The 12,558-nt window shown below is 72.9% G+C and carries 12 protein-coding genes and 1 pseudogene; 4 read left to right on the top strand and 9 right to left on the bottom strand.

Annotated features, from left to right (window positions below; translation table 11 throughout):
* Positions 1-219: 219 nt before the first annotated feature.
* The 9 genes and pseudogenes from ABD823_RS05200 to ABD823_RS05160 form a co-directional block, all read right to left on the bottom strand.
* Positions 220-363: pseudogene (locus ABD823_RS05200) on the bottom strand (SDR family NAD(P)-dependent oxidoreductase); the annotation flags it as partial.
* 68 nt (positions 364-431) lie between these two features.
* Positions 432-1,889 (bottom strand): aldehyde dehydrogenase family protein, encoded by a 1,458-nt coding sequence (locus tag ABD823_RS05195; protein ID WP_344856451.1) that lies wholly within the window; start codon positions 1,887-1,889, stop codon positions 432-434.
* Between the two features lie 163 nt (positions 1,890-2,052).
* Positions 2,053-2,457 (bottom strand): LuxR C-terminal-related transcriptional regulator, encoded by a 405-nt coding sequence (locus tag ABD823_RS05190; protein WP_344856449.1) that lies wholly within the window; start codon positions 2,455-2,457, stop codon positions 2,053-2,055.
* Positions 2,458-2,611: 154 nt separating this feature from the next.
* Positions 2,612-2,926, bottom strand: a complete 315-nt coding sequence (locus tag ABD823_RS05185) for a hypothetical protein (RefSeq protein WP_344856447.1) — start codon at positions 2,924-2,926, stop codon at positions 2,612-2,614.
* A gap of 70 nt (positions 2,927-2,996) precedes the next feature.
* Positions 2,997-3,608: a hypothetical protein gene (locus tag ABD823_RS05180; protein WP_344856445.1), complete on the bottom strand. Its 612-nt coding sequence runs from the start codon at positions 3,606-3,608 to the stop codon at positions 2,997-2,999.
* Between the two features lie 41 nt (positions 3,609-3,649).
* Positions 3,650-3,847 (bottom strand): hypothetical protein, encoded by a 198-nt coding sequence (locus ABD823_RS05175; protein ID WP_344856443.1) that lies wholly within the window; start codon positions 3,845-3,847, stop codon positions 3,650-3,652.
* A 13-nt stretch (positions 3,848-3,860) separates the two neighbouring features.
* Positions 3,861-4,097 carry a hypothetical protein gene (locus ABD823_RS05170; protein WP_344856441.1) on the bottom strand — a complete coding sequence of 79 codons (237 nt, stop codon included), beginning with the start codon at positions 4,095-4,097 and terminating at the stop codon, positions 3,861-3,863.
* 109 nt (positions 4,098-4,206) lie between these two features.
* Complete coding sequence (locus ABD823_RS05165) at positions 4,207-6,960, bottom strand: cation-translocating P-type ATPase (protein WP_344856439.1); 2,754 nt, start codon at positions 6,958-6,960, stop codon at positions 4,207-4,209.
* 60 nt (positions 6,961-7,020) lie between these two features.
* Positions 7,021-7,338, bottom strand: a complete 318-nt coding sequence (locus ABD823_RS05160) for a hypothetical protein (protein ID WP_344856437.1) — start codon at positions 7,336-7,338, stop codon at positions 7,021-7,023.
* A 165-nt stretch (positions 7,339-7,503) separates the two neighbouring features.
* Between ABD823_RS05160 and ABD823_RS05155 the strand changes: the two genes are divergently transcribed.
* From ABD823_RS05155 to cbiQ, 4 genes are all read left to right on the top strand, one after another.
* Complete coding sequence (locus tag ABD823_RS05155) at positions 7,504-8,601, top strand: glycosyltransferase family 2 protein (protein WP_344856435.1); 1,098 nt, start codon at positions 7,504-7,506, stop codon at positions 8,599-8,601.
* An 18-nt stretch (positions 8,602-8,619) separates the two neighbouring features.
* Positions 8,620-10,560: a glycosyltransferase family 2 protein gene (locus ABD823_RS05150; protein ID WP_344856433.1), complete on the top strand. Its 1,941-nt coding sequence runs from the start codon at positions 8,620-8,622 to the stop codon at positions 10,558-10,560.
* Positions 10,561-10,628: 68 nt separating this feature from the next.
* Entirely contained in the window at positions 10,629-11,717 is a 1,089-nt protein-coding gene (locus ABD823_RS05145) for an energy-coupling factor ABC transporter permease (protein WP_344856431.1), read from the top strand.
* Between the two features lie 88 nt (positions 11,718-11,805).
* Complete coding sequence (gene cbiQ / locus ABD823_RS05140; protein WP_344856429.1) at positions 11,806-12,522, top strand: cobalt ECF transporter T component CbiQ; 717 nt, start codon at positions 11,806-11,808, stop codon at positions 12,520-12,522.
* The last annotated feature ends 36 nt before the right edge of the window (positions 12,523-12,558 follow it).

Raw genomic sequence — 12,558 nt, 5'->3', positions numbered from 1 at the left:
TCGAAGTGCTGCGTATCGTTTTGATTCCATCGGTTCCTGCGCGACCGAGGCGATGTTGGCGCTGCGTGATGGGCTGCCCGCGCGCAACAGCGGCAGCAGTTGCCGGGTGAGCAGCACAGGGCCCAGATGGTTCACCGCAAGCCGCTGCTGGTGCCGTGCCGCCGCTTCGGCCGCGCGTCGCTGGGTCTTGGCCGGAGCGGACAGGTCGGCGATGTGTTGCTCGGCCCCGAAACGCTTCGCGATCAGCGCCACTCGCTGCGGGTTACGACCGTGCAGAAGCAACTGGTGCCCGGCTTGTGCGAGTTCCTCGGCCAGAGCGAGACCAAGACCGTTCGTCGCTCCGGTGATCAGAATCGACGGCATGGTGCGGCCTTCTTGTGTGGGGGCCCGGGCCCGGCGCCCGGGCGGGCGCCGGGCGGGTCATGATCTGATCAGTGAGCGGACTGGGTGTGGTCCTGCTCCACGTACACCTTGAGGGCCTGGAACTCCTCGATTGCGCGCGGGCCGCACAGGTAGCCGTAACCGCTGCCCTTGACGCCGCCCTCCTCGAAGTCCTCGCTGATGGCTCCCCAGGTGTTGATCCATACCGTGCCGGTGCGGATGCGCCGGGCGACCCGGCGGGCCTTCATCGAGTCCGAGCTGAACACCGAGGCGGCCAGACCGTAGATGGTGGCGTTCGCCTTGGTCACGGCGTCGTCCTCGTCGTCGAAGATCTCGAACGTCTGGACCGGACCGAAGACTTCTTCCTGCACGATTCGGACATCGGTGCGGTCCACCTCGATCAGGCTCGGCCGGTAGAACGCGCCGGCGGCCAGCGGGCCGTCGGTGACCACACCGCCGCGCAGCAGTACCGTGCCGTACGAGGTGGCTTCCTCGACGATCGCGTCCACCCGCTGGGCGGACGCCCGGTCGATCACCGGGCCGAGCTGGGCCTTCTCGTCGTCGCCCGACCCGAGCCGCACCTGCGCGAGCGCGGCGGTGAGCCGAGTGCGCACCTGGTCGGCGATGTCCCGGTGAACCAGTACACGGGAGCCGGTGCAGCAGAACTGCCCGTTCATCAGCACCAGCGACTGCACCACGGTCGGGATCACCATGTCCAGATCGGCGTCGGGAAAAATCACCATCGGCGCCTTACCGCCCAGTTCCAGACCGAGCCGCTTGAGCGTGGTGGAGGCCGCGGCCGCGATACGGCGCCCGACCGGCGTACTGCCGGTGTAGTTGATCACGTCAACCTTGTCCGAGGAGACCAGGAACGGGGCCCCGGTGTTGCCGGACTCGGTGAACACGCTGACCACACCCGCCGGGATCTCCGGGACCGAGGCCAGGACCTGCGCGAAAAGCTCATTGGTCAGCGCCGTCTGAGCCGGAAGCTTGACCACGACGGTGCAGCCGGCGGCCAGCGCCGGTCCCAGTGCCCGCACGGTCAGCATGACGGGAGAGTTCCAGGGAGAGATGATCCCGGCGACACCGAGCGGCTCGGGCACCGAGTGGGTGTACTGGCCGGGTGCCGTCTCGGCGGCGCGCCCGGCGGTCTGGGTGCGCACAGAGGCCGCCGCGTAGCGCAGCCACCCGACTGCACCGCTGACCTCCCACGTGGTCTCACCCAGCAGCTTGCCGTTCTCCCGGGACAACATGGCCGCGACCTCGGGTACCCGGGCCTCGAGGGCGTCGGCCAGCCGGCTGAGTGCGGTCGCCCGGAGTGAGGGGGTGCGCGCCCATTCGGTGGTCTCGAACGCGGCGGCGGCTGCGTCCACGGCGGCCGAGGCCTCTGCCTCGCCACCGTCGTAGAACGAGCCGACGACGGTGCCGTCGGCCGGGTTGATCGATTCCAGAACCGAGCCGGAGCCGGTCCACTGTCCGTTGATCCAGTGCTGCGCGATGGTGTCCATGGTCCGCTCCTCGTGGTCTCGCCGCCCGGGTACCGGGCGGTTTCGATGTCTCCACGAGAATGGCTCGGCGGCCGTGCCGACAGCCTCCGTCAGCTGACTGACATCCGGCCGACGGCTCGCTTACGTCAGTACCGGGGCAGTGCTGAGACCCGACCGGTAGCTCTCACAGCCGGGTGGCCGGAGGCTCGGGAGGCAGCGCCTCCAGTGCGTCGCGGAGCTCGGCCCGCGATGTGATTCCCAGCTTCGGGAACACATGGTAGAGATGCGACGACACGGTCCGCGGCGAAAGGAACAGATGCGACGCGATCTGCGGGTTCGACAGGCCCGTCGCCGCCAGCCTGGCGACCTCCAGCTCCTGCGGGGTGAGGGCCTCACCGGCCTTGTTCCGGCCGGTCCGCGTCAGGCCGGTGGCGCGGAGCTCCGCAGCGGCCCGGGCCTCCCACGAACGGGCCCCGAGTTCCTCGAAGCGGTCGCGGGCGGCGGCCAGCTGCACCCGGGCGTCACGGTTGCGTCCTTGCCGGCGAAGCGCTTCGCCGTACGCCAGGGTGAGTTGATCAGACGCGTACAAGTTGCTGCTGCTTGACGATCGGGAATGCTGGAACCTGCGCGCCTTCCCAGGCGGTCGGGGCAAGCATCCTTGAGTCTACGGGTGGCATCAGCGTGTCCGCTGCTCAGGCGAATGTTATGGATTTTCGGTGGATATCCGCGGCAAGGCCTGCTCGCTAGAGGTCCTCGACTCGCTGGCCTTCGCCGACGCCGGTGTTGGTGACGCCGGGAACAGCCGAGCGTTCGGAGGTGAGCACGATCGTGTTGCGCTTGGTCACGAACTCGGCAGGGATGTCGTTGTCGGACACGATCAGCTGGATCCGGTCCTTGCCGATCGCTTTACGCGGGGAGTCGATGATGAGCAGGTTCGGCAGCAGGACATCGGGATGATCGAGCGCGGTAGTGAGCAGGGTCAGGTGGTAGGCGATGTTGAGCGCGGTGCTGGCGCCGCCTCCGCTGGCTCGGAGGTTTTCGAACGTGGGGTCTCCCACCAGCGGCAGGAAGGTGTCCGGGTCAATGCGTGCGGTGCCGTCGGTGGGGACGCCGATCCGGTTGACCTCGTCAGTGAACGCCGCGCTGCTGTCGCCGAGCTGGGCGCCGCGCTCGCAGGGCCTTCTCCCGTTCGGTGATGTCGATTCTGAGCTGCCGGTCCGTCTTACGGTGCGCGACAGCCTCGGCGCGGACCTGATCGAGCCGCCGCCACATCTGCTGATGCCGGCCGGTTTCGTCGATGCTGTGGCGCAGGGCTTCCGCCTGCCGGCTCAGCTGAGCGACCGCCTCCATCCGCGGGGAGGTCGTGCCGGCGGTCGCCTGGTCGTACTCGCCCAAGAGGGTGTCGAGGCGCAGGTCCGCGTGGCGGGCCGTCAGCCGGCCCTGTTCGAGTGCGGTGACATCGGCGTCAAGCAGTGCTTCGGTTTCGGTGACCTGCGCCCGTATCCGGTCGGCCTCCTCCTCGGAGGCGTGGACGTCTTCGACGTCGACGCGAGCGAGCGGCTGGCAGCACGGGCGGCAGTCCGTCGCGGCCACCTCGCGGCCGTCGAGGTCTTGCGTGCAGCGCGGGCAGGTGGCGAACCCGAAGGGCGCGAGCAGCCCGATCGCGGTACTGCGCCGTTCGGCTTTGGCCAGGTCGAGACGTAGCTGGGCGAGAGCGGCCTCGCGGCCGCGAACGGTCACCGTGAGCAGGTCGGCTTCCTCATGCCGCTGCTTCGACGCGGTCAGACCCCCAACAGCTCAGCGCGGCGCTCTTGCTCGGCGCTGGTCAGCGCGGCGACTTCGTCGCGGGTCGCTCGTAGCTCGTCTTCTGCCGCGGCGAGTTGCCGCACCAGCTCCATGCGGCGGGCCCGCAGCTCGTCGACGCCGGCGATGCCGGCCTCGCGGATGAACCGGTCGATCGCGGCGGCGTCCTCGTCCAATTGCTTGGCGCTGTCACGGGCGATCCCTCGTCGGCGTGAGTTCCGCCCGGCGCAGTTCAGCATGCAGCAGCGCTTGGAACTGGATGCCGTAGTGGCCGCTGGCGTCGACCAGCTGGGCGCGGATCCGGCGGACGATGTCGAGGACCTCCGTCTCCAGCCGGAACTGCGTCTCGATGTCTTCCGGGAACCCGGTCCTGGCCTGCGGCCAGATGTGCAGCCACAGGTCTCGCAGGCCGCAACCGCCACTCAACTCACTCCTGAAACAGGCCCTAGCACCGGCCGCGGGGCCGCACGCCTCCACGGCCGGCACCGCCGTGGTGATGATCTCTCCCGCCCGCCCCTCGGGCGGGAGCTCCCGCTCAGGGGCGGGCCGGAGCCGGGCGGCGGGCGCGCAGCACCGCCTTGACCAGTTCCCCGGCCCACAGGATCACCGAGCCGACGGCCGCGCAGAGCAGCCACTGCCCGGCGGTGAGGTCGGTGGTGTCGAAGGGGCCGTGCAGGGCGTTCATCTCGACGACGAGCAGCAGCAGGACGACCACGACGCCGGTCGCGACGAAGGCCGACGGGTTCTCGAAGGTCTCGCGGCTGAAGACGGACCGGGTGTCGTGCCGGACGTTCAGCAGGTTGAACGCCTGGAAGAACACGAAGGTGACGAAGGCCATCGTGCCCGCCGTACTGGTCTGGCCCAGACCGGGCGCGGGGCCGGGGGCCAGGGCGAGGACGGTGAGCGTGCCCGCCGCCATCACGGAGCTGGCCAGCAGGATCCGCACGAGGCGCTCGGTGGTGAGGATCCGCTCCTTCGGCCGGCGGGGCGGCCGGCTCATCGCGTCGTGGCTGACCGGGTCGACGCCCAGCGACATCGCCGGGGGGCCGTCCATGACCAGGTTCACGAAGAGGATCTGCAGCGCGGTGAACGGCGCGCCGCCGGCGGTCCCGGTCACCGACGCGACCAGGAACGTCAGCACGAAGCCCAGCGCGGTCGAGACCTGGAAGCGGGTGAACTTCACGATGTTGTCGTAGACGCCGCGGCCCTCGCGGACGGCTCCGACGACCGTCGCGAAGTTGTCGTCGGTCAGGACCATCGTCGCGGCCTCCTTGGCCACCTCCGTCCCGGTGATCCCCATCGCGACGCCGATGTCGGCCTTGCGCAGGGCCGGGGCGTCGTTGACCCCGTCGCCGGTCATCGCGACCACGTCCCCGCGGCCCTGCAGGGCACGGACGATCCGGATCTTGTGTGCGGGGGAGACCCGCGCGATGACGCCGACCTCGTCCAGGCGGCGGGCCAGCTCGGCGTCGTCGTCGATCCGGTCGAGCTCGGCGCCGGTGACGGCGCCGCCGGGGATGCCCAGCTCACCGGCGATGGCACCGGCCGTCACCGCGTGGTCCCCGGTGATCATCCGGACCCGGACGCCCGCGTCGTGGCACTCCGCGATGGCCCGCCGGGCCTCCGGGCGCGGCGGGTCGACGATGCCGACCAGGGCGTACAGCGTGATCCGGTCGAGCAGCCGCTTCGGGTCGTCGCCGGGGTCGAACCCCTCGGCGGGGAAGTCCTCCCCGCCCACGGCCATGACCCGCATGCCCTGCCCGGCCAGCTCGGCGTTGGCCCGCTCGTACCGCTCCCGGGCCGCCGCGTCGAACACCGCGGTCCCGCCGATCCCGCCGGCGCCGTCCTCGCCCAGGTGGTGGGAGGCCCGTGCCGACAGGACGTCCGGGGCGCCCTTGACGAAGCAGCGGACGATCTCGCGGCCCTCCTCGTCGGTCCAGCGGTGGAAGGTCGCCATGAACTTGTAGTCGGAGTCGAACGGGATCTCCAGCAGCCGGGGGCGCTCCTCGCGCAGGGCCGCGACGTCGATGCCGCCCTTCTCCACGAGGACCACCAGGGCCCCCTCGGTGGGGTCGCCGACCACCTCGCCGTCGCGCAGCACGGCGTCCGTGCACAGGGCCATGGCGAGCAGCGCCTCGTCCAGGGTGGACGGGGGCGGCGTGCCGTCGGTGGTCCGGATCCGCCCGTCCGTCGAGTAGCCCCGGCCGGAGACGGTGAACCGCCGGTCGGCCACGATCAGCTCCCGCGCCGTCATCTCGTTCAGCGTCAGGGTGCCGGTCTTGTCGGTGCAGATCTGCGAGGTGCTGCCGAGGGTCTCCACCGAGGCCAGCTTCTTGACGATGGCGCCGCGCCTGGCCAGCCTGCCGGTGCCCATCGCCAGGGTGAACGCGACCACCGCCGGCAGCCCCTCGGGGATGGCCGCGACGGCCAGGGAGACGGCGGTGACGAACAGCTCCCCGAACTCCTGCCCGCGCAGCAGGCCCAGCACGGCCACGACGAGGACGACGCCGCCCGCGATGAGCGCCAGGGTCCGGCTGAGGGCGTTGATCCGGCGCTGCAGCGGCGTCGGAGCCGGCTTCGCCGAGGTGAGCATGCCGGCGATGTGGCCGGTCTCGGTCGCCATGCCGGTGGCGGTGACCACCATCTCCCCCCGGCCGCGGGTGACCGAGGTGTTCATGAAGACCGAGGCCGCCCGGTCGGCCGGCGGGGCGTCCGCGCCGACCTGCGCGCCCGCGGACTTGTGGGCGGCCAGCGCCTCGCCGGTGAGGGCGGACTCCTGCACCTCCAGGGAGGCCGAGGAGATCAGCCGCCCGTCGGCGGGGACCCGGTCACCGGCCTCCACCGCGACCACGTCGCCGGGGACGAGGCCGTGGGCGTCCAGGCGCATGGTCCGGCCGTCCCGCCGTACGGTGGCCGTGGTGGTGCTCATCTTCCGCAGGGCCTCCAGCGAGGCCTCGGCGCGGGACTCCTGGACGAAGCCGATGGCCGCGTTGAGCAGCACCACCAGGACGATCGCGGCGGGGGTCTCCCACTCGCGCACCACCACGACGCCGACCACGGCGGCGATCAGCAGGATGATGATCATCAGGTCCTGGAACTGCCGCAGGAAGGCGTGCCAGCGCGGTTCCCTGGGCGTCTCGGCGAGCTGGTTGGGGCCGTGCTCGGCCAGCCTCCGGGCGGCCTCCTGGGAGGAGAGGCCGGCGCGCGGGTCCACGCCGAGCCCGGCGGCGACGTCGGAGGCGGGGAGCGCGTGCCAGGGCGCAGGGGCGGAGCCGGCCGGTTCGGTCATGGTCGTCCTCATCTCCGGTGCGGGATGCGGCCTCCAGACCGGGCACCTCCCGTCCGCGGGCTAGTCGTCCCGGTCCCGGCGGGTGGGCGTGCGCCGGTCGGCCTCGTCCGCGAGCTGGCTCTCCACCAGGGCGCACCAGCGGTGCCACTCCTCCAGTTGCAGGTGCTCCTCGACGTCCCCCGCCCGGGCGTCGGCCAGCATGCGGTGGGAGTCGGCGGCGGACCTGTGCGCGTTGGCCAGGGCATGATGGCCGTGGTTGGCCAGCGCCTCCGAGATCGCCAGACCGACGGCCAGTTTGTTCAGGTCCCCGCGCCGGTTCCCGTGGCCGTCCCCGAAGTCGTCCGCGCTGACGTCGAAGTCCTCTGAACGCTCACCCATGCATGGCCGCATGCCCGCTATGTGCTAGATCTATCTCGCGAATTCGCAGGAGAACGCTCCGCACCCGGTCCCGCCGGGTCCGGGAACCCTCCCGGTTCGGTCACGGCGGGCGTCGCGGCGCCGCTTCCCGGGCACCCTGACGTGCGGGGGCAACCGGGGGGTGGCGTGGACGTTCCCGTGGTCTCGGTGGTCATCGCCGTCCACGACGTCGAGGCGTACGTGGGGGAGTGCCTCGACTCGGTGGTCGGGCAGAGCATCGGGCTGAGGAACCTGCAGGTCGTCGCGGTCGACGACGGCTCGACCGACGGCAGCGGCGCCGTGCTCGAGCGGTACGCGGACAAGTACCCGGAGATCACGGCGGTGCGCAGGCCGCACTCCGGCGGGCCCGGAGGGCCCCGCAACACCGGGCTCGGCCTGGCCAGGGGGCGCTACGTCTTCTTCCTCGACGCCGACGACTACCTGGGCCCGCAGGCGCTGGAGCGCATGGTGGCCGTGGCCGAGCGGAACGGCTCCGACGTGGTGCTCGGCCGGATGGCGGGGGTGGGCGGGCGGCGGGTGCCGAAGGTGCCCTTCACCCGGAACCGGGACCGGGCCGACCTGTTCAGGGACGGCGTCTACTACACGCTCTCGGCGCAGAAGCTGTTCCGGCGGGGCCTGATCGAGCGCCTCGGCCTGCGCTTCCCCGAGCACCTGCGCACGGGCGAGGACCAGCCCTTCACCGCGCTCGCCTACTTCAACGCCCGGGTGATCTCCGTGGTGGCCGACTACGACTGCTACTACCTGACCTACCGCGAGGGCGTGCGCAACGTGACCCGGTCCGCGCCGCACCCGCTGGAGCGGCTCGCGCAGGCCGCGCGGATGATGGAGCTGGTCGAGCGGCACACCGCGCCGGGCGCCGACCGGGACCGGCTGATGCGCAGGCACTTCCGGTGCGAGGTGTTCGGCACCTTCGGGCCGGGGTGGCGGAGCCTCGACCGCCGGACGCGGCGGCGGGCGGCCGAGGCGGCCCGGCCGATCGTCGAGCGCTGGCTGACCGATCGGATCGCCGGCCGCCTGCCGCCGCGGGAGAGGCTGCTCGCCCACTGCGTCCGCCGCGGTCTCCACCGCGAACTGGACGCCGTCACCGGAGCAAGCCGTACGAACCGGTTCTTTCTCACCTGGCGCGGCGGTCGCGGCGTCCGGGAGAGCCGGGCAACCGGGTGGATCGCCCGCGCACGATCCGCTCTTCGCCACATACTGAATCGCCGGGTAAGCGGAATGTGACCGACGAGGAGCACGGCGGTGACGCGAACGATCCTCCAGCGAGTCCGTACGGGGCGCGACGGCGAGGCGGCGGAGCCGGCGGGGGTGCGCGCCGTACGGCCCGCCGTCGACGTGAGCGTGATCGTCCCCCTCCACGACTGCCGGCCCTACCTCGACCGCTGCCTGACCTCGATCCTGGTCCAGCGGGTCGCCAAGGAGATCATCGTCGTGGACGACGGCTCCACCGACGGCGGCGGCGAGCTGGCCGACCTGTACGCCGCCTGCCATCCGGGGGTCGTCCGGGTCGTGCACCAGGCGGCCTCGGGCGGCGCCGGCCGCCCGCGCAACACGGGCCTGTCCCTGGCCCGCGGGCGGTACGTCTTCTTCTGCGACGCCGACGACCACCTCGGCGAGGAGGCGCTGGAGCGCATGCTCGCGATGGCCGAGCGCAACGGCTCCGACATCGTCCTGGGGAAGATCGTCGGCCACGGCCGCCGGGCGCCGGTCTCGATGTTCGGGGAGAACGCCGAGCGGGTGCCGCTGGAGGGCAGCGCCGTCTACAACAGCCTGACCTGCTTCAAGCTGTTCCGCCGCCGGATGCTGGAGCGGCACCGCATCCGCTTCGACGAGACGCTCCTGGTCGGCGAGGACATCGTGTTCACCGCGCACGCCTACTGCCACGCCGAGGTGATCTCCGTGGTGGCCGACTACGACTGCTACCACCTGATGGACCGGCCGGACGGGACCAGCATCATGCAGCGGGAGGGCAGCCGCGACCCGATCTCCTGGATGCGGATGATCCGGCGCCCGATCGAGCTGGTCGCCGCGCACGTGCGGCCGGGCCCGCTCCGCGACCACCTGCTCCGGCGCCACCTCCGGCTGGACGCCCTGGCCCACCTCGGCAGGCCGTTCCTGGAGGCCGGCGAAGTCGAGCGCAAGGAGATCGCGGCGGAGGTGGCCGACCTGTGCGAGCGCTGGCTGACCGACGGGGTGCGCGAGCGGCTCGGCTCCGTCGACCGGGGCAGGCTCGCCGCGCTGGAGGACATCGACCGCCTCGTACGGCTGGCGCACATCGAGTCGGCCGCGGTCCGCCGGGAGCTGCTGGAGCTGCGCTGGGACGCGGGCGCGGGGCTGGTCGTCGCCGGCCGGGTGGCGCTGGAGGCCGCGGACGCGGCGGTGCGCCCCGGGCTCGCGGTGGACGGCGTCTCGCTGGTGCTGCGGTCCCGCCCGCCGCAGAACCCGCCGCAGGACCCGCCGCAGAACCCGCCGCAGGGTCCGCCGCAGGAGGAGATCACCGTGCCGGCGGCCTGGGACGGGACGAGGTTCGCCGCCGTGATCGACGTCGCCGCCCTGCCGTCCGGCGTCTGGGACGTCCACGTGGCCGTCGGGTGCGAGGGGGTGGTCCGCACGGCGCGGCTGGGCGCGGAGCGGGACCGGCGGATCGTCCGGCCGGCGCCCCGGCTGGCCGGCGGAACGGTCGTCCTGCCCTACTTCACCCGGCTTTACGACAACCTCAGCATCGACGTGGGCGGGCACGTGGCCGCCGTGCCGGGCCTGGTCCGGCTGACCGGGACGCGCTGGGCGGCCGGGCACCGGCTGGTGCTCACCGGCGAGGCGGCGGTCGGCCCGATGCGCGCCCCGGCGCGGGCCGTACGGCGGCTGGTGTGGCGGGAGCGGCGGTCCGGGGACGAGCGGTGCGCCCGGGTGACGGCGCGGACGGACGGCGCCTTCACGGTCCGGCAGGCGCTCGGCCGGCTGGGTCCGGGCACCTGGGACGCCTACCTGGAGCTGGAGCTGGGCGGCCCGCCGGCGCGGTTCCGGATCGAGGCGGCGACGGAGCTGGTCGCGTCGGCGCGCACCTGGTGGCGCGGGACCGAGCGGTGGACCGCCAAGCCCTACGCCACCGCGGGCAAGGGGCGGCTCAGCGCGGTGGTCAGGACCGTCCCGCTGCGGGTCCTCGTCCAGCGGACGCTTCGCTGATGCCCATTCGTTGCAATAACAAGGCCGTGGCCTAAAGTGGGAGCACATCCGCCCACCGGAGGCCCGCCGTGCACGTTCCTGACGGTTTCTTCAACGCTGCCGTGTCCGTCTCGGCCGCGGCGGTGGCCGCCGCCGGGGTCGCGGTCTGCCTGCGCGGCGCCCGCCGCGAGCTCGACGACCGCACCGCCCCCATGGTCGGCCTGGTCGCGGCCTTCGTCTTCGCCGTCCAGATGCTCAACTTCCCGGTCGCCGCGGGCACCAGCGGCCATCTCCTCGGCGGGGCGCTGGCCGCGATACTCGTCGGACCGTACGCGGCGGTGCTGTGCATGGCGGTGGTCCTGCTCGTGCAGGGCTTCTTCTTCGCCGACGGCGGGCTGACCGCGCTCGGCGTCAACATCACGCTCATGGGCCTGGTCACCGTCGTGACCGGCTGGGGCGTCTTCCGCCTGGTCACCCGGGTCGCGCGGGGCCGTGCCGCGCTCACCGCCGCCTCGTTCGCCGCCGCTCTGGTCTCCGTGCCCGCTTCGGCGCTGACGTTCACGCTGCTGTTCTGGATCGGCGGCACCGCGCCCGTCGAGATCGGCACCGTCGCCGCCGCGATGGGCGGCGTGCACGTGCTCATCGGCATCGGTGAGGGCCTGATCACCGCCGTCACCGTCGGCACCGTCCTCGCCGCCCGGCCCGACCTGGTGTACGGCGCGCGCGGCCTGGCCGCCCCGCTGGTGCTGCGCGGCGCCGACGGCGAGCGCACGGTGGTCCCCGCCGCGCCCGCGCGGGACGCCTCCCCGCGCCCGGCGCGGCCGTTCCTGCTGGCCGGGACCGCCCTGACGCTGGTGCTGGCCGGGGCGGTCTCGTTCTTCGCCTCCGGCAACCCCGACGGGCTGGAGCGGGTCGCCGAGGACGAGGGCTTCATCGGCCAGGCAGGCGACCACGCGCTCGGCTCCTGGTCGCTGGCCGACTACGGCGAGGTGGGCGGCGTCCCGGTCGGGGTCGCCGGGGTCATCGGCGTCGTGATCACGCTGGCCGTCTCCGGGGCCGTCGCGTACGCCGCGCGCCGCCGCAGGGCCGCCGCGCCCGGCGGGGCCCGCGGGACCGGCGAGGCGGGCGGGGCCGCCGACGGGGTCACCGATGGGGCCGCTGACGGGATCACGGCCTGATGCCCGCCCCGCGGCCGGCGGCCCCCGCGGGCCGCTCCCGATGAGCGCGGGTCACCGGCACCGCGTCCACCGGCCGGGTGACACGCCCGTGCACCGGCTCCCGCCGCAGTGCAAGCTCGCCGCGGTGGCCGCGTTCGCCCTGACGGTGGTGGCCACGCCGCGCGAGTGGTTCGCCGCGTTCGCGGCGTACGCGCTGCTGCTGGCCGGAGTGGCGCTCGCCGCGCGGGTCCCGCCCGGCTTCGTGCTGCGCCGGATGGCGGTCGAGGTGCCGTTCGTGGTGTTCGCGCTGGCGGTCCCGTTCATCGGCACCGGCGAGCGGGTGGCGGTCGCCGGGCTCTCGCTCAGCCTGCCGGGCCTGTGGGCCGCGTGGAACATCCTGGCCAAGGCGACGCTGGGCGTGGCCGCGAGCGTCCTGCTGGCGGCCACCACCGAGCCCCGGATGCTGCTGCTGGGCGCGCAGCGGCTGCGGCTGCCGCCGCTGCTGGTGCAGATCGCCATGTTCATGGCCCGCTACCTCGACGTGATCGCCGGGGAGATGCGCCGGATGCGGGTGGCCAGGGAGGCCCGGGGCTTCGCCGCCCGCGACGTCCGGCACGTCCCGGTCGTCGCCCGGTCGGCGGGGGCGCTGTTCATCCGCTCCTACGAGCGGGGCGAGCGGGTCCACCTGGCGATGCTGAGCCGCGGCTACAACGGCTCCATGCCGGTGCTGTCCGACCTGACCGCCTCGGCCCGGCAGTGGCTGCTGGCCGGTACGCTGCCGGGAGCGGCGCTGGCGGCGCTGCTCGGCGCGTGGGCGCTGGCATGACGGAGCGCGGCGCGGCGCCGCGGGGCGCCGCGGGAC

The organism is Planomonospora alba (assembly GCF_039534085.1).
Taxonomy (GTDB): domain Bacteria; phylum Actinomycetota; class Actinomycetes; order Streptosporangiales; family Streptosporangiaceae; genus Planomonospora_B; species Planomonospora_B alba.
The sequence above is the reverse complement of the archived record's forward strand: the minus strand, read 5'-3'. Positions and strand labels throughout refer to the sequence as shown.

Coding starts and splice junctions, on each gene's coding strand:
- ABD823_RS05165 (WP_344856439.1), bottom strand. CDS start 6,960: ATGACCGAACCGGCCGGCTCCGCCCCTGCGCCCTGGCACGCGCTCCCC.
- ABD823_RS05195 (WP_344856451.1), bottom strand. CDS start 1,889: ATGGACACCATCGCGCAGCACTGGATCAACGGACAGTGGACCGGCTCC.
- ABD823_RS05160 (WP_344856437.1), bottom strand. CDS start 7,338: ATGGGTGAGCGTTCAGAGGACTTCGACGTCAGCGCGGACGACTTCGGG.